Consider the following 15665-nt stretch of genomic DNA (forward strand, 5'->3'; position numbering starts at 1 on the left):
TTAGAAGGGAATGCAAATCCGGCGCATGAGAACGACGATGCAGCGATCGATGCTAGAACCGCGGAAGATCCGGAAACGCCAGCTTGCCGGCATGCACGTGCATGCGGCCGAGCTCGGCGCAGCGGTGCAGGGTCGGAAACACCTTGCCGGGATTGAGCAGGCCCTGCGCGTCGAAGGCGCATTTCAGCCGTTGCTGCTGGTTCAGGTCGATCTCGCTGAACATCTCCGGCATCAGGTCGCGCTTCTCGATGCCCACGCCGTGCTCGCCGGTGAGAACGCCGCCGAACTCGACGCAGGCGCGCAGGATGTCGGCGCCGAAGGCTTCGGCGCGCTCGATCTCGCCGGGCTTGTTGGCATCGTAGAGGATCAGCGGATGCAGATTGCCGTCGCCGGCGTGGAACACGTTGGCGCAGCCGAGCTGGTATTTCTCCGAGAGCTCGCGGATGCGCGCCAGCGCCTTCGGCAGCGCGCCGCGCGGGATGGTGCCGTCCATGCAGAGATAGTCGGGCGAGATGCGGCCAACGGCCGGAAACGCGGCCTTGCGGCCCGCCCAGAACAGATTGCGCTCGGCCTCCGAGGTCGAGATCTGGCAGGTCGTCGAGCCGCAAGCATTCGCAATGGTCTCGACGCGCGTGATCAGCTCGTCGACCTCGATCTTGGGACCGTCGAGCTCGATGATCAGCAGCGCTTCCACGTCGAGCGGATAGCCGGCGTGGACGAAGGCTTCGGCAGCGTGGATCGCGGGCTTGTCCATCATCTCCATGCCGCCGGGAATGATGCCGGCGCCGATGATGCGCGCCACGCATTCGCCGGCCGCCTCGACAGCTGCGAAGCCGACCATCAGCGCGCGCGCCGTCTCGGGCTTCTGCAGGATGCGCACCGTGATCTCGGTGATGACGCCGAGCAGCCCTTCCGAACCGGTGATGACGCCCATCAAATCATAGCCCGGGTTCTCCGCAGACTTGCCGCCGATGCGCAGGATCTCGCCGCTGATCAGCACAATCTCGCAACCGAGCACGTTGTTGGTGGTCATGCCGTATTTGAGGCAGTGCACGCCGCCGGAATTCTCCGCGACATTGCCGCCGATCGAGCACGCGATCTGCGAGGACGGATCGGGCGCGTAGTAGAAGCCGGCATGCGCGACCGCCTGGCTGATGGCGAGATTGGTGACGCCGGGTTCGGTGACGACGACGCGGTTGTCGAAATCGATTTCGCGGATGCGCTTGAACTTGCCGAGCCCCAGCAGAACGCCGTCTTCCAGCGGCAGCGCGCCACCCGACAGCGAGGTGCCCGAGCCGCGCGGCACCACCTTGATACCCTGCGCCGCACAATATTTCAGGACGAGCGAGACCTGCTCGGTCGTATCGGGCAGCACCACGACCATCGGCGGTTGCCGATAGGCGGTGAGGCCGTCGGATTCGTAAGCCCGCATCTCGGCGGCGCTGTCGATCACACCTTCGCCGGGCACGATTGCGCGCAATGCAGCAATGATCTCCGCGCGGCGCGCAAGTACGGCCTGATCGCTCGCAGGCATCATGATGGCCATGTAAATATCCTTCCGACTCGCGGCGAACTCTCGAATTGTCGCGGCAAATCAACCACGTCCGCGGTGGTTTGGGTAGGCCATCCGAAAGTCGGAGCGACGATCTGGACCGAGTTCGCTCTGGGACAAGTAGGAAATCGTGAAACCTGTCATCGTTTCGTGGCTTGTCCAAGCCGGCCGGGCCTGCCAAAACCAGCAGGTTCGACGATTGCCGACCAGATAAACGCCCCCACCGGGAAAGAGACGAAGAGCACCCTATGAAAAAACTGACTTTTGGCGCGCTGATGATCCTCACCGTCACTGCCACAGCGTCCGCCGCGATGGCGCAGGATGTTGCCGCCGGCAAGACGTCGTTCAACAAGTGCTTGGCCTGCCACGCGATCGGCGAAGGCGCCAAGAACAAGGTCGGCCCCGAGCTCAACGGCCTCAACGGCCGCAAGTCGGGCACCGCGCCCGACTACAACTACTCGGACGCAAACAAGAATTCCGGCATCACCTGGAACGAGGCGGTGTTCAAGGAATACATCAAGGACCCCAAGGCCAAGATTCCCGGCACCAAGATGGCGTTCGCCGGCATCAAGAACGAGACAGAAATCAACAATCTCTGGGCCTTTGTCTCGCAGTTCGACAAGGACGGAAAGATCAAGCAGTAAGCACGCCAGGGGGCGGCCGCTAATCGGCGGCCGCCTGTGCCGGGACGATTTGACGGATCATTGTCTCGATCTCCGCCTTCACGAGGTTCGGCACCGCGTTCTGCACCATGTGGCCGAGATCGGGCAGCACGATCAGCTTTGCATTCGGCACCATGGCTGCGAACGGGCGCGCGTGGATGTTGGTGGACACCGTCTTGTCGGGCTCGCCGGCGATGATCGTGACCGGCGCCACGATCTCGGCATAGCGCGGAGCCTGCTCGGCGACCGCCTCCTTCAGCGTCACAAGATCATAGGCATTGGCGATGAACTCGCGCGGCCGCAGCAGCAGCGGCGTCGCAGAGTCCTTCACGAAACCGTCCGGCATGGTTTGCGGCAGGAAGACACTGCGCGCGCCGGCTTCGGCAACGAAATAGCCGAGCGGCAGCGTGACGGTGTAGGCGAGCAGCGGCCCGATCACGGGTGTTGCGATGATCTCGTTGTAGCGGCCGACACCGCCGCGCCAGGGATGGGTAACCGGCGCGAGCATCACCAAACCGGCGACGCGGCCGGCATGATCGAGCGCAATCCGCGTGCCGAGCGCACCGCTCCAGGAATGCACCACGAAGACCGCGCGATCGATCCCGAGCTTGCCGAGCGCCTCATCGACCATCCGCGCCTGGATCTCCGGCGTCGAATCCTGCCGCCGTGCGCGCGTACTCCACCCGTGGCCGGGACGGTCGATCAGGATGATGCGATGGTCGCTGGCGAGGAGGTCGCCGAGAGGGCGCCGCATCGCTTCGAGATTGGAGCTCGCGCCATGCAGCATCACGATCGGCACGCCGGAATCGCGAGGCCCGATATCGACCACGTGAAGCGTCGCGCCATCGACCTCGATCATCCGGCCCTGAGGCGGATGAGCGCGTTGCACGGCGACGATTCCGGCCTGCGTGACCAGCGCCAGCAGGGCCAGCGCCGTCACGACTGAGATCATGATCATGGAGAGGGTCCGGGAAATCCTGGGCACATTGCAGTTACGGGTCTCGCAGGAGGCGGTTTCGAGCAAGCGGGACTTAGCACTTCCACTGGAAACAGGCCGGGCTGTGGATATGTGCATAATTTCCGAACTAAAAACTCAATAGAATCAATGCCCCTGGTCAGTAACCCGCAAGCCCCGGGCCAGCTTCATGCAGTCGTCATCGCGGTTTCCTTATAATCGCCACGGTCGGTTCCGCCATTTAGACGCGGATGGGCGCCGATCCTCCTCGCAACCCCACGGGATGCGGGACAGGCCGGCAGGATTTATCCTGGTTTGAACCGGAGAATTTTCGATGAGCTTGAGATCGAAAGATACGGCGATCGACGAGATCGTGGCGAGCTGCAACGGCGACTTGCGCGGTGCCGTCCGGGCGCTGCTCCTGATCAACGAGCATCTCGAGGCGGAACTTGCGAAGGCTTACGCGGCGGCCGCCGATCAGGGCCTGGCCGAACGCGGCGGCAGCGTCCTGCATTGACGTGACGGCAACGACCTAGTTGGCGCTGTCTTCGGCCTTTTCCTCGTCGGGGGTGACGGCGGGGCAGACGCGAATCGTCGAGCGGGCAAGCTTGGCGTCGGCCATGGATTTGTAGGGGCCGTCACCGAACCAGATGTCGCCGATGATCACGGGGTTGCTGGTCACGATGTTGCATTTGCCGGTAGCGCGGTTGCCGACCACCCAGAACAGTCCGTCGGCGAGGCTCATCGTCCCCGACGCGAGCAGCAAGCTACCCGCAAAGATCAAACGCTTCATGGCTTTGCTCCTGCAATGCAGGTAGGCCTGCGGCAGCCTTCGCAATAGGCCTCGCGACGCCGCGCCTGCGATCGTGGTTAATCCGGAGACGCCGCGTTCACTCAAGAAATGATCGAGTTCTCGGCTAGATGTCGCGGCCTTCGACCTTCTCGGTCAGGGACTTGACCTGATCGGGGATCTTGTCGAGATGCGGATTGACGGCCAGCGCCTTGCGGTAGGCCTCGAGCGCGCGCTTCTCGTCGCCGACTTCCTGCATGATCATGCCGAGCCCTGCGAGCGCGCCGAAATGGCGGGGCTCGCGGATCAGAACCTCGCGGATGTCGGCGAGCGAGCGGCCATAATCGTTCTGCATGTAATAGAGCGTGGCGCGCCGGTTCCAGGCCTCGATGTAATCGGGCCTGAGCTTGATGACGGAATCCAGCAGCTTGATCGCCACATCGATCTTCTGCGCGTCGACCGCGGTCTTGGCCCGCGCCATCAGCAGCGAGGCGGTGTCGCTCGGGGTCTGGATCCAGATCGCCCAGATCCGTGCCTCGACGTGCTTGGCGCTGGCCTCGTCGGGGGCGGCCTTCAGCGCGCCGAACAGGAAATCGATATTCTTGTTGCGATCGACCTTCGGCAGCTTGGCCGGCGCTTCAGGCAGCTTCTTCTGCTGCTTGCCGGGCGGGGCCGGCGTAACAGTCTGCGCGAGGGCCGGAGTGAGGCCGCAGGTTGCCAGCACAAGGGCCAGACCCAGAACCACAGGAAAGGTGCGTGCGAAGGTGAATCTCATTGCCATGGCGAAAGTCTAAACGCGTAAAGCCGCCCTTGCAAAGCAAAGGCGGCGTCAAACTCGTGTGAGACCGTGGTCTGACGGGGGCGCGCGAAGGCGTCCGACAGGGCAGAGATCAGCCCTGGCGAGCCTTGAAGCGGCGCTGCACCTTGTTGATCACATAGACCCGGCCCTTGCGGCGGACCAGGCGGTTGGCGCGATGACGACCGCGCAGCGATTTCAACGAGTTACGGACCTTCATGGCAGAATCCTGAACGTTCGAAAGGCCGTGTTCGGCACTACCGTTTCGGCACGCGCGAATGTGGCAAAATGAGATTTTCCCCGCCGGCGGACGACCGCCCGGGACGGGGCGGTTCTTAAGGCATGGCGGGAGGTGATGTCAATGTTAACTGCCCGGTTCCGAGCCAGCAAATTTCTGAAAACAACCCCATGCACAGTAGAAGCGGCCGGATCGGGCCGATCTGCCTGACCAGAGGCCAGGCACAGCAAAGACTTTTGCCGGCTGCGGTTTTGCCGCCCGCAACGCCTTGCCAAATTCGTTATATCATATAATCAATTTGCAACCGGTCGGGAGGAAACCAATGCCGAAGCTCAAGCTGCCGAATATCGACGATGTCGTCGCGATCGACATCCACACCCATGCCGAGGAGCCCTGCGGCTGCCATCCCGACGACGGCTATGACGATTTCCAGGCGCAGATGGCGGATTATTTCAAGTCGCCGAACAAGCATCCGCCGACCGTGCCGGAGACCGCGGCCTACTACCGCTCCAAGAACATCGCCGCGGTGATCTTCCCGGTCGATGCCGAGCGCGAGACCGGCTTCCGCCGCTACAACAATTACGAGATGCTGGAGGTCGCCTCCGACCATCTCGACGTCCTCATCCCCTTCGTCTCGATCGATCCGCACAAGGGTAAGCTCGGGGCACGCGAGGCGCGCAAGCTGATCGAGGAATACGGCGTCCGCGGCTTCAAATTTCACCCGACCATGCAGGGCTTCTACGCCAACGACCGCATGGCCTACCCGCTCTACGAAGAGATCAACAATGGCGGCGCGATCGCGCTGTTCCACACCGGCCAGACCGGCGTCGGCTCCGGCATGCCCGGCGGCATGGGGATGCGGCTGAAATATTCCAACCCGATGTACATGGACGACGTCGCGGCGGATTTCCCCGACCTCAAGATCATCCTCGCCCACCCCTCCTTCCCCTGGCAGGAAGAGGCGCTGTCGGTCGCGACCCACAAGCCGAACGTCTACATCGACCTCTCCGGCTGGTCGCCGAAATATTTCCCGCCGATCCTGGTGCGCTACATCAACTCGATCCTGCAGGACAAGATGCTGTTCGGCTCGGACTGGCCGGTGATCACGCCGGACCGCTGGCTGTCGGACTTCGCCAAGATCGAGATCCGCGACGAGATCCGGCCGAAGGTGCTGAAGACGAACGCAAGGAAGCTGCTGGGGATCTAGCGCGGACGCTGAGGAGGCCCCTGGCGTGGCATAGCAGCGCTCGAGCCACCGACGGCAAGCCAAGGAGACCGCCTGGCGGCGGTCTCCGGAAGTTCACCGCCCCTGATCAGGCAGCTCGCTTGAAAGCCTCCCGCGCCGCCTCATTGGCACGATCAAAGGCAAGGCGCGTTTCGGTCAAGGCGGTCATGAGTGCGGACCACGAGTGGGTCCCGGCCTGTTTCAGCTTCTCCAGCTTCTTCTCCGCCTCGGCCGCATCGGCATTCATGCGTTTGAGCGCGGCGTCGATGTCCGCCCGATGCTCGGAAGCGAACTTCCCGGCATCGCTGCCGAGCTTGTCGGCAACTTCACGCCACGCCTTGAGCTGCGCATCCGCCTGAAGCTTGAACGTTGCCTGTTGCTGCTCGAGCTGCTTGCCGAAGCTGTCGACGTACTTTCCGGCCCCGGTCTCGAACACGCGCCAGTCGGCTTCCATCTTCGATTTTGCCTCGGTCCAGGCCGCCTCGCCCGCCTCCGACTGCTTCTTCAGGGTGTCGCGGAATTCATCGCGCTGCTTGCAGAGATCCGCCAGGACTTTGGTGGCCTTCTCACTGAGATCGGACTGCACCTCGGCGGCCTTGGCCTGGAATGAGGTCACCGTTGCTTCCATTTCGCCGAGACGCTCCTTCCCCCAATTCGTGAAGAAGTTGATGTTGCTTTGCGTAACCATTGTTTCATGTCCATGGTTCGAACGGTACCGCCCCGATGTCTCGACTAGCACGCGGCGCCGGGCTCCTTCTTGACGTGAGTCAACGCGCCTCGTTCGCTTCGTCAGCGGCACACGAGGTGCAGTCCGTCCTGGAAAGTCCCGCGTGCAAACCCGTACCGACGAACGGGGCAAGATCGACATCCGCGACGAAATTCTGCCCGAGATCCTCAAAGCCCACGCGAGTCCAGCAGCTCAAGGCGTTGGAGGCCGATGGCCTCGTGAAGCGCACTGACTACAAGGAGGTGTCCCGCGAGTGGACTACAGTCTCACTCCCTTGGGCCGCAGCGTTGCGGTCGATCAGTTCACACTTGCCAGAAAGCCAGCCAGAATTGTCCGGCTCTGGCTGAGCGTCTCGATGCGCTCGTCGATCAGTCCGACCTGCTGGGCGAGTATTCTTCGCAACTCGTTGCAGGGCGTGAACGCCGGGTCGTTGTTGCGCACACACGGCAGCAATCGCTGAATCGTTTCGAGCGTCATGCCGGCGGCGCCAAGCATCTTGATCCGCCGCACGGTCTCCTCGTCCGCCGGGCCATAGTCGCGGTAACCAGCCGCGGTCCGCAACGGCGCCAGCAACCCTTCGGCTTCGTAGTAGCGCAGCATTCGAACGCTCACTCCCGTCCTCCGGGCAAGTTCGCCAATTTTCATCTGAAAACCTCTTGACCCTCACAGCGCTGTCAGACCTTACAGACTCTGCTCAACCAAGTGAATGCCGCTTGAGAGGGAGCAACGATGAAAGCCTACCATTTGAATGGCCAAGCTGGTGGCGATGGCCTTGTGCGAGCCGAGGTCAGCAAACCCGAACCCGCCAATGGCGAGGTCCGCATCCGGGTCGAAGCTGTCAGTCTGAACTACCGCGACCTCCTGATCCTCGACCGCGTGGGCCAAGGTGGGCTCAACGGCCGTGTGCCACTCTCCGACGGTGCAGGCGTCGTCGACGCCATCGGCGCCGGCGTCACGCAATGGCGGGTCGGAGACCGCGTTGCGGCATCGTTCTTTCGCGATTGGGTCTCGGGGCCGTTCAAGGCCAGCTATGTCCCGTCATCCCTTGGTGGCAACACGATGGACGGAATGCTGGCGGAGTATGTCGTGCTACCGGCAAATGCGCTCGTTTCCGCGCCGGCGCATTTGTCCTCGGTCGAAGCCGCGACCTTGCCTTGTGCCGGTGTCACTGCTTTCCATGGCCTCATTGCACGCGGCCAGATGGGCAAAGGCGATACGCTGCTGGTCCAGGGAACGGGTGGCGTCGCGCTGTTCGGACTTCAATTCGCAGCGGCGCTGGGAGCGCGCGCGATCGTGATCTCGTCCTCGGATGAAAAGCTCGCGCGCACCAAGGCGCTCGGCGGCTCGATCCTCATCAACTACCGCAACACGCCTGATTGGGATGTTGCGCTGATGAAAGCGACGAATGGCGAAGGCGTCAGCCATATCCTCGAACTCGGCGGTCCCGGCACCTATGACCGATCGCTGCGATCGGTCGCGTCGGGCGGCAAGATCGTTCAAATTGGCGTGTTGACGGGGTTCGGCCCGAAGCCCGATCTCGCGCGCCTTCAGTGGGAGAATGCCGACATCATCGGTGTCACCGTCGGATCGGTCGAACATTTCACCGCGATGAACAGCTTCCTGACCGAACACGCGATCCACCCGATTGTCGATCGGATCTACGGCTTCGACGAAGCACCCGAGGCGTATGCTTACCTCCGGACCGGGTCACATTTCGGCAAGGTCGTCGTCGAGCTTTAGGAGCCAGGGCGCCCAATTCGACTTCGCTCCTTGGATCGAAATCGCAGGGCTTATATAGTCCTTGCGACCGCAACGATCCCGGAGGACCAGTCCCTTGAGCATCAAAGCCGTCGTCTTCGACGCCTACGGAACGCTCTACGACATCCAGTCGGTCGCGGAGATCACCGAGGATGCGTTTCCGGGCTACGGCGAGATCATCACACAGGTCTGGCGTATCAAGCAGCTCGAATACACCTGGCTGCGCTCGCTGATGCGGCGCTACCAGGATTTTGCAGCGGTCACGCGCGACTCGCTTGCGTATACGCTGCGCCTGCTCGGCCTTGCCTATGAACCCGAGACGTTCCAGCGCGTGATCGAGAAGTACCTGCATCTCGATCTCTATCCGGATGCAGCAAGCGCGCTTACCGCGCTGAAACCGCGCAAGCTTGCCATCCTTTCCAATGGCAGCCCGGACATGCTGAATGCGCTCGTGCGCAACTCCGGTCTCGACCGTCTGCTGGATGCCACCATCAGCGTCGACGCAAAGAAGATCTTCAAGCCGAGCCCGGAAGCCTACGAGCTGATCGGCGAGGTGCTCGGCACCGCGCCGGACGAGGTGCTGTTCGTCTCCTCCAATCCCTGGGACGTTGCGGGTGGGAAATCATTCGGCCTCAACGTCGCCTGGATCGAGCGGGTGACGCCGGAGGCGATCGCGCTGGCTTGCGTCGAGAATGAACTCGTGGCACCGCTGACCATGTTCAAGGCGATCCGCACCCAGATGGACGAGCTCGGCTTCGCGCCGGATTATAGCGTCCGTTCGCTTTCGGAGCTGGCCGGGATCATCTCCGTGGATGACCCTGGGATCGCCGCCCGCCCGTAAGTCTGGAATGAGTTGACTGGAATGAGCCTGGAATCCGTTCGCGCCTTCTTCGCCGAGAAAGCCCCCGACATATCAGTGATTGAATCGCCGATCAGTTCGGCCACGGTGCCGCTGGCCGCCGAGGCCTACGGCGTCGAGCCCGGGCGGATCGCCAAGACGCTGAGCCTGCGCATCGGCGAGCGCGTGATCCTGATCGTCGCCGCCGGCACCTCGCGGATGGACAACAAGAAGGTGAAGGCGCAATTCGGCGGCAAGCCGAAGATGCTGGGATTGGAAGAGGTCGCCGAGATCACCGGCCACGAGGTTGGCGGCGTCTGCCCGTTCGGGCTGAAATCGCCGCTGCCGATCTACTGCGATGTGTCGCTGAAAACGTTCGACGTCGTCGTTCCCGCTGCGGGCTCGACCCACAGCGCGGTGCGCATAGCGCCCCACCGGATGGCCGAACTCGTCGGCGCCGAATGGGTCGACGTCTGCGAGATCAGACCCTAGAAATACTAATCGTCGTCATCGTAAGGCTGCGGCTGGGCCGCGGGAGGCGGCGGCGCATTGTAGCGCGGCGTCGGCGCCGCGCGATTGCGCGGAACTTGCTGCTGCGGCGGCATCTGGTTGTTGGACTCGAACACCGCACGGCAGCCGATCGAAAGCTGCGGCGTGTTCTGCTGCAGGCAGGCCGTGATGCGGCTCACATCCGGAATCTGGTCGCTGCACAGACGCCACACATCCGGTGTGCAGGCCATCTGCTGTTCCATGGTTCCGCGATATTCCTCAGCGGAGGCCGCGCTCTGCGCAACGATGCCTCCGATCGCGAGCGCGACACCCAGCGCAATCCGCTCTGTTCGCATGTCCTGATCCTTCCCGAGTCCCGTCGATTTTCGTCAATCAATGAGGCGGGGTCCGGTTCTGGATCTACAACAAAATGTGAAACGCGGCTGGAACCTACTCCACCTTGCCGATCTTCTTCACTGCCGCGATCAGCCGCGCGCTGTCGGCGGCTATGAACGCGGAGAAGGCCGGCGCATCCTGATAGGCGACGAGACTGCCTGAGGTGTCGAACGCCTTGAGCACATCGGGGCTCGTCATCACCTGCGCCATCGCCTCGCGTAGCCGGGTCGCGACCGGCGCCGGCAGCGAACTCTGCGCGAACAAGCCGGCCCAGATGTACATCTCGACATCCTTGTAGCCGAGCTCCTGGAACGTCGGAACATCAGGGAAGCTCGCGATGCGCTGCGCGCCGCAATTGCCGAGCACGCGCAGCTTGCCGTCGTCGACCTGCGGCTTCAGCGTGCCCGGTGCGGCCGCGATCGCCTGGACCGTGCCGCTGAGCAACGCGGTCAACGCCGGCCCCGCGCCACGGAATGGCACGTGCAGCAATTTGATATCGGCGCTGCTCGCGAACATCTCCATCGCCACGTGCAGCGTGCCGTAGGGACCTGAAGACCCATAGGTGATCTGGCCCGGGCGCTTCCTGGCGTCGTCGACGAACTCCCGCGCGGTCTTCCATGGCGACGAGGCCGGCACCGCGAGCAAGGTCGGATCAGCCAGCACGCGCGCAATCGGCATGAACTGCGAGACCTCGTAGGCGACGGGACGGTCGAACAGCCGGTCGGCTTCCGGGAGCACCGCAAGCGAGGACAATGTCATCAGCAGCGTGTAGCCGTCGGCCTCGGCGCGCGCCGCCGCGGCATTGCCGACCGATCCGCCGCCGCCTCCGGCGCGATTGTCGACGATGACGGGCTTGCCGAGGATCCGCTCCAGCGCCATCGCCACCGGACGCGCGGCAAGATCGGCCTGCCCGCCGGCCGGAAACGGCACGATCATGGTGATGTTGCGCACCGGATAGGTTTGCGCGAAGGCCGGGGCCGGCAAGGCAGCGCGCAGCAACGGCAGCGCGGCAGCGGCGCGCAGGATATCGCGTCGGTCCATGGCAGGTCCCTCCCCCGGATTTTTTCTTGGTTCGGCCCCAGCCTAGCGTGACGATCGGCAAGAACAAGACGTTAACGAAACGTTATCCATGTTTGGCCCGCAGCCCGGAACGCCGCACCAAAGCCACCGTTGCCTTCCCAGATCCGCTCGTCAGGGAGTGTGCCATGGGAAAGCTTGCGACCATCGACGTAGCCCTCGACGAGATGCTGGTGAATCTCGCAGCCATCGTCCTACGGCTTTCAAAGCCCGAATTGACGCGAACCCCGGAAGCGCGGCGCGCCCTGGCGCAATCGGTGCATCAATACGCGGTCTGCGCAGCGCGTTCGACCGATCCGCGGGTGCACGATTTGAAATCGCAACTGGAAGAGACGCTGAAGCCAGCCTTGCGCGTTGTTGCTAGAGACGGCGTGAAGGTCTCGTAGTCAAGCTCCGCAATGACTGGTACGTTGAGACTGCTAGCTCTACGACGCCTTCACCTTCCCGCGCGGCCGCCGCTTGCAGGTGCCCGGCAATTTCGCCGCGAGAAAATCGCCGAGCGCTTCGACGCGCGCAGGGCGCGGGCCGCCGGGCGGGGTTACGAGATGCACGGCGCCTTCGGCCTGCTTCCAGTCCTTCAGGATGACTTCGACCTCTCCCGAGGAGATGGCCTCGCCGACGATGAACTCCGGCAACTCGGCAATGCCTAGGCCGGCGATCAGCGCCGGCATCACGGCCTCGCCGTTATTGACGCGAAGCTGTCCGCCCGGACGCACGCTGGCCTGCTCGCCGGCCGAATTGGTGTAGTGCCAGACATTGGGCGTCGAGAGATAGGCGTAAGCGAAGCATTTGTGCTCGGCCAGATGCATCGGATGCGTCGGCCGGCCGTGACGCTTGAGGTAGGACGGCGCGGCGACCGTGAAGCGCGGCATGGTGAAGAGGCGCCGCGCGATCAGCGAGGAGTCCGGCAGCCGCGCGATCCGCACCGCCATGTCAAAACCCTCGCCGATCAAATCGACGGTCGCATCGCTCAGATGCAGGTCGACCGAGACTTCCGGATAGGCCTCGAAAAACTCCGGCAGCAGCGGCGCCACCGCCTTGATCCCGAACGTCATGGGCACGGCGAGCCGCACCAGCCCGCGCGGGGCCACCGATTGCGCCAGCGCCTCGTTCTCCGCTGCCTCACCGTCGACGAGCAGGCGCGTGGCGCGTTCGGCAAGCTTGTGTCCGGCATCGGTCAGGGCGAGCCGGCGCGAGGTGCGGTTGAACAGCCGAGCACCGAGCCGCTCTTCCAGCCGCGTCACCGCCTTGGACACGGTCGCCTTGGACATCGCAAGCTCGCTCGCCGCCCCCGCAAACGACCGTAATTCCACGACTTTTGCGAAAATCGCGAGCGCCTCGAAATCGGGGAGTTTTGCCATGGGGCGGGGTCCATCAGGGATAATTTGGGAAACAATGCGTTTCAACAGTTTCTATTTCTATACCAAAGGCGGAGGCCTATCCAAGGGGTCATGACGTACTCAACGTCAACGGCGGCTTCGGCGCCCGAGACGTCAGGATCAACCAAGGATTACGCACATGATCGAACTCAGACCTTTCGACAAGCTCGGCGGCGCCGATCACGGCTGGCTCAAGGCCAGGCATCATTTCTCCTTCGCAAGCCACTATGATCCGAACAACATGGGTCATGGCGTCTTGCGGGTCTGGAACGACGACGAGATCGCGCCGAACACCGGCTTTCCGGCTCATCCCCACGCCAACATGGAAATCATCACCTATGTGCGCGAGGGCGCGATCACCCATCAGGACAGCCTCGGCAACGCGGGCCGCACTGAAGCGGGCGACGTGCAGGTGATGAGTGCCGGCAGCGGCATCCGTCACTCCGAGTACAATCTGGAGCCGACCCAGACACGGATCTTCCAGATCTGGATCGAGCCGACGACGCGCGGCGGACAGCCGACCTGGGGCTCGAAGCCGTTCCCGAGGGCGGACCGCTCCGGCAAGCTCGTCACCATCGCGAGCGGCCTTAAAGGCGACGCCGACGCGCTGCCGATCCGCGCCGATGCGCGGGTGCTTGCCACCACGCTGAAGGCCGGCGAGAGCGCGGAGTACGAGCCGCAGAAGTCGCGGCACCTCTATCTGGTGCCCGCGGCGGGTGCCGTCGAGATCAACGGCGTCCGCGTCAACGCCCGCGACGGCGCCGCCATCCGCGACGAGGAGAAGCTGAAGATCACGGCACTGGAAGACTCCGAGCTCGTGCTCGTCGACGCCGCGTAAGCGCCCCTCACCAACTCGTCATGCCCGGGCTTGACCCGGACATCCATCGCCTTCTCAGAAGTTCTTGAAGCGTGATGGATTGCCGGGTCAAGTCCGGCAATGACAGCGAACAAAACAACCCATCACACAACGGAGACCACCGATGACCAAAGTTCTCGTCCTCTATTATTCCGCCTATGGCCACATCGAAGCGATGGCGAACGCCGTCGCCGAAGGCGCGCGCGAAGCCGGCGCCACGGTCGACATCAAGCGCGTACCCGAGCTGGTGCCGGCCGAAGTCGCGAAAGCCTCGTACTACAAGGTCGACCAGGCCGCGCCCGTCGCCAAGATCGAAGACCTCGCCAATTACGACGCGATCATCGTCGGCACCGGCACCCGCTTCGGCCGGATGGCCTCGCAGATGGCGAATTTCCTCGACCAGGCCGGCGGGCTCTGGGCCAAGGGCGCCCTGCACGGCAAGGTCGGCGGCGCCTTCACCGCGACCGCGACCCAGCATGGCGGCCAGGAGACGACGCTGTTCTCGATCATCACCAATCTGTTGCACTTCGGCATGGTGATCGTCGGCATGAACTACGGCTTTGCCGGCCAGATGAAGCTCGACGAAGTCACCGGCGGCGCGCCGTACGGTGCGACCACGATCACCGGCGGCGACGGCAGCCGCCAGCCCAGCGCCAATGAGCTCGCCGGCGCGCGCTACCAGGGCCGCCAGATCGCGGAGACAACCAGAAAGCTGCATGGCTAGGCCGAACGGTCACGCTTCACGACCGGCCGCATGGCTGATGTGACGCGGGCGGCATTCTCATCCGGGAGTGCCGCCCCATTTTACGCCGCAGGAGCGGCATATATGGCTTTCGAAATCTTCCTGATCGCGCAGATAATCCGCAAGCCCGCACAGGCGCTGGCGCGGCGCTGGTATTGCCGCAGCCTGTTCCGGGCGTCACGCGGCCGGTTTCAGTGCGCCGGCTGCACGAAGGTGTGAGCCGCTAGGCCTGCGTGATGTCGGCGTGAGGCTCAATCGGCGCAGTCACGACAGGCGCCGGCGCCGTCGACAACCACCAGCCCTCGCCGGCAAACCAGCAGGTCCCGTCAGGAGCGCCCTCCCTCCGCAACGACTGCACGCTCTCCCATCCCCTTGCGAACGCCTCGGCCAGTCGCCGGGCAGCATCCGCATCCTGCAATCCCGCGCAGCCGATGAATTGGGCACGCCCCAGGAATTTGGCGGGCCAGATTCCGCCATCGTCCGGGCGCGTGATCATCAGCATGCCGCCGAGCATGCCTTCAGGCGCGAGCGGAAACACCAGCCGCCCGCCCGGCCGCAGCGCATCGAGCCATTCCGCGGCCGGCAGCGCCGCACCCGCGCAGACATAGATCACATCCCCAACCGGCAGATCGGACGCAACGCCCGAACGATCGTGGACATCCACATGTGCGATATCTCTGAGATTTTCGCGCGCGAGGCCCGCCAGACGTTCGTCGATCTCATAGGCATGGACGCGACCGCCGGGGCCGACGAGATGCGCGAGGATCGCGGTGTAATAGCCGCTCCCCGCGCCGATCTGGATCACGGTCTCGCCCTCCTTCACAGCGCAGCCGGTGAGCCAGTAAGCATGCGCACTGGGCATTCCGATATTGAGGCTCCGCACGCTGTCGAGCGCGAGCAGCGTATTCTGATAGAGGAAGGCGGGATCGTCATCGGGCGTCACGACATAGGGGTGGCCACCGAGAGAGATCGACCATGGCCCGGCCCCGACGAAAGGTTCGCGCCTGACAATCCGGAAAGCCTGCTCGATGCGAGGATCCGCGGCCCTCGCCGCAGCGCAGATCAACTGCGCATAGAATGCGCGATATTTTGCCGAGCGGTCTTCCATGTCGCCCTCCGGGAAACGGTCGCAACGATAACACAACGATTGCGACAATCGAGTGATCGTACACTCCAGGGCAGCGC

At 63.6% G+C, this 15665-nt stretch carries 21 protein-coding genes; 10 read left to right on the forward strand and 11 right to left on the reverse strand.

The window, feature by feature from the left end; all coding sequences use genetic code 11:
• Nucleotides 1-52: 52 nt before the first annotated feature.
• Nucleotides 53-1546: an FAD-linked oxidase C-terminal domain-containing protein gene (locus WHZ77_RS29135; RefSeq protein ID WP_375311103.1), complete on the reverse strand. Its 1494-nt coding sequence runs from the start codon at nucleotides 1544-1546 to the stop codon at nucleotides 53-55.
• 254 nt (nucleotides 1547-1800) lie between these two features.
• On the opposite strand from WHZ77_RS29135, the gene cycA reads away from it, so the two are divergent.
• On the forward strand, nucleotides 1801-2196 hold the full coding sequence (cycA, locus tag WHZ77_RS29140; RefSeq protein ID WP_375311104.1) for a cytochrome c-550 CycA: 396 nt from the start codon (nucleotides 1801-1803) through the stop codon (nucleotides 2194-2196).
• Between the two features lie 19 nt (nucleotides 2197-2215).
• Here cycA and WHZ77_RS29145 read toward each other — a convergent pair whose 3' ends face one another.
• Nucleotides 2216-3172: an alpha/beta fold hydrolase gene (locus WHZ77_RS29145; RefSeq protein WP_375311105.1), complete on the reverse strand. Its 957-nt coding sequence runs from the start codon at nucleotides 3170-3172 to the stop codon at nucleotides 2216-2218.
• 331 nt (nucleotides 3173-3503) lie between these two features.
• On the opposite strand from WHZ77_RS29145, the gene WHZ77_RS29150 reads away from it, so the two are divergent.
• Nucleotides 3504-3686: a hypothetical protein gene (locus tag WHZ77_RS29150; RefSeq protein ID WP_015688629.1), complete on the forward strand. Its 183-nt coding sequence runs from the start codon at nucleotides 3504-3506 to the stop codon at nucleotides 3684-3686.
• A 15-nt stretch (nucleotides 3687-3701) separates the two neighbouring features.
• Here the strand turns inward: WHZ77_RS29150 and WHZ77_RS29155 are convergent, their stop codons facing one another.
• The 3 genes from WHZ77_RS29155 to ykgO form a co-directional block, all read right to left on the reverse strand.
• A complete protein-coding gene (locus WHZ77_RS29155) occupies nucleotides 3702-3962 on the reverse strand; it encodes a hypothetical protein (RefSeq protein WP_375311106.1) in 261 nt (86 codons plus the stop codon).
• A gap of 124 nt (nucleotides 3963-4086) precedes the next feature.
• Nucleotides 4087-4740 carry a tetratricopeptide repeat protein gene (locus WHZ77_RS29160; RefSeq protein ID WP_375311107.1) on the reverse strand — a complete coding sequence of 218 codons (654 nt, stop codon included), beginning with the start codon at nucleotides 4738-4740 and terminating at the stop codon, nucleotides 4087-4089.
• Between the two features lie 109 nt (nucleotides 4741-4849).
• The gene (ykgO, locus tag WHZ77_RS29165; RefSeq protein WP_006611362.1) at nucleotides 4850-4975 is read right to left on the reverse strand and encodes a type B 50S ribosomal protein L36; all 126 of its coding nucleotides are present in this window, start codon (nucleotides 4973-4975) and stop codon (nucleotides 4850-4852) included.
• A gap of 340 nt (nucleotides 4976-5315) precedes the next feature.
• Here ykgO and WHZ77_RS29170 point away from each other — a divergent pair, with 340 nt between their 5' ends.
• Nucleotides 5316-6200, forward strand: coding sequence for an amidohydrolase family protein (locus tag WHZ77_RS29170; protein WP_375311108.1), 885 nt, complete (start codon nucleotides 5316-5318; stop codon nucleotides 6198-6200).
• 106 nt (nucleotides 6201-6306) lie between these two features.
• Here the strand turns inward: WHZ77_RS29170 and WHZ77_RS29175 are convergent, their stop codons facing one another.
• Together WHZ77_RS29175 and WHZ77_RS29180 are read right to left on the reverse strand one after the other, a co-directional pair.
• Nucleotides 6307-7017, reverse strand: a complete 711-nt coding sequence (locus tag WHZ77_RS29175; protein ID WP_375311109.1) for a hypothetical protein — start codon at nucleotides 7015-7017, stop codon at nucleotides 6307-6309.
• A 225-nt stretch (nucleotides 7018-7242) separates the two neighbouring features.
• Nucleotides 7243-7590, reverse strand: a complete 348-nt coding sequence (locus WHZ77_RS29180; RefSeq protein ID WP_375311110.1) for a MerR family transcriptional regulator — start codon at nucleotides 7588-7590, stop codon at nucleotides 7243-7245.
• Between the two features lie 84 nt (nucleotides 7591-7674).
• Here WHZ77_RS29180 and WHZ77_RS29185 point away from each other — a divergent pair, with 84 nt between their 5' ends.
• From WHZ77_RS29185 to WHZ77_RS29195, 3 genes are all read left to right on the forward strand, one after another.
• Nucleotides 7675-8685, forward strand: a complete 1011-nt coding sequence (locus WHZ77_RS29185) for an NAD(P)-dependent alcohol dehydrogenase (protein WP_375311111.1) — start codon at nucleotides 7675-7677, stop codon at nucleotides 8683-8685.
• Nucleotides 8686-8779: 94 nt separating this feature from the next.
• Nucleotides 8780-9544, forward strand: coding sequence for a haloacid dehalogenase type II (locus tag WHZ77_RS29190; RefSeq protein WP_375311112.1), 765 nt, complete (start codon nucleotides 8780-8782; stop codon nucleotides 9542-9544).
• A gap of 21 nt (nucleotides 9545-9565) precedes the next feature.
• Nucleotides 9566-10033: a YbaK/EbsC family protein gene (locus WHZ77_RS29195; RefSeq protein WP_375311113.1), complete on the forward strand. Its 468-nt coding sequence runs from the start codon at nucleotides 9566-9568 to the stop codon at nucleotides 10031-10033.
• A 5-nt stretch (nucleotides 10034-10038) separates the two neighbouring features.
• On the opposite strand, the gene WHZ77_RS29200 is transcribed toward WHZ77_RS29195, so the two are convergent.
• Together WHZ77_RS29200 and WHZ77_RS29205 are read right to left on the reverse strand one after the other, a co-directional pair.
• Nucleotides 10039-10386, reverse strand: coding sequence for a hypothetical protein (locus tag WHZ77_RS29200; protein WP_375311114.1), 348 nt, complete (start codon nucleotides 10384-10386; stop codon nucleotides 10039-10041).
• 94 nt (nucleotides 10387-10480) lie between these two features.
• Nucleotides 10481-11467, reverse strand: a complete 987-nt coding sequence (locus WHZ77_RS29205; RefSeq protein ID WP_375311115.1) for a tripartite tricarboxylate transporter substrate binding protein — start codon at nucleotides 11465-11467, stop codon at nucleotides 10481-10483.
• Nucleotides 11468-11631: 164 nt separating this feature from the next.
• On the opposite strand from WHZ77_RS29205, the gene WHZ77_RS29210 reads away from it, so the two are divergent.
• Nucleotides 11632-11889: a hypothetical protein gene (locus tag WHZ77_RS29210; protein WP_375314836.1), complete on the forward strand. Its 258-nt coding sequence runs from the start codon at nucleotides 11632-11634 to the stop codon at nucleotides 11887-11889.
• A gap of 39 nt (nucleotides 11890-11928) precedes the next feature.
• Here the strand turns inward: WHZ77_RS29210 and WHZ77_RS29215 are convergent, their stop codons facing one another.
• Nucleotides 11929-12864 (reverse strand): LysR family transcriptional regulator, encoded by a 936-nt coding sequence (locus WHZ77_RS29215; protein ID WP_015688642.1) that lies wholly within the window; start codon nucleotides 12862-12864, stop codon nucleotides 11929-11931.
• 157 nt (nucleotides 12865-13021) lie between these two features.
• Here WHZ77_RS29215 and WHZ77_RS29220 point away from each other — a divergent pair, with 157 nt between their 5' ends.
• The 3 genes from WHZ77_RS29220 to WHZ77_RS29230 all read left to right on the forward strand — a co-directional run bounded on the left by WHZ77_RS29220 (nucleotide 13022) and on the right by WHZ77_RS29230 (nucleotide 14699).
• Complete coding sequence (locus WHZ77_RS29220) at nucleotides 13022-13720, forward strand: pirin family protein (protein ID WP_375311116.1); 699 nt, start codon at nucleotides 13022-13024, stop codon at nucleotides 13718-13720.
• A 142-nt stretch (nucleotides 13721-13862) separates the two neighbouring features.
• Nucleotides 13863-14462, forward strand: coding sequence for an NAD(P)H:quinone oxidoreductase (wrbA, locus tag WHZ77_RS29225; RefSeq protein WP_375311117.1), 600 nt, complete (start codon nucleotides 13863-13865; stop codon nucleotides 14460-14462).
• A gap of 102 nt (nucleotides 14463-14564) precedes the next feature.
• A complete protein-coding gene (locus tag WHZ77_RS29230; RefSeq protein WP_375311118.1) occupies nucleotides 14565-14699 on the forward strand; it encodes a hypothetical protein in 135 nt (44 codons plus the stop codon).
• A 4-nt stretch (nucleotides 14700-14703) separates the two neighbouring features.
• On the opposite strand, the gene WHZ77_RS29235 is transcribed toward WHZ77_RS29230, so the two are convergent.
• Nucleotides 14704-15588 carry a protein-L-isoaspartate O-methyltransferase gene (locus tag WHZ77_RS29235; protein ID WP_375311119.1) on the reverse strand — a complete coding sequence of 295 codons (885 nt, stop codon included), beginning with the start codon at nucleotides 15586-15588 and terminating at the stop codon, nucleotides 14704-14706.
• Between the last annotated feature and the right edge of the window lie 77 nt (nucleotides 15589-15665).

Source organism: Bradyrhizobium sp. A5, from assembly GCF_042076515.1.
Classification (GTDB): Bacteria; Pseudomonadota; Alphaproteobacteria; order Rhizobiales; family Xanthobacteraceae; genus Bradyrhizobium; species Bradyrhizobium cosmicum.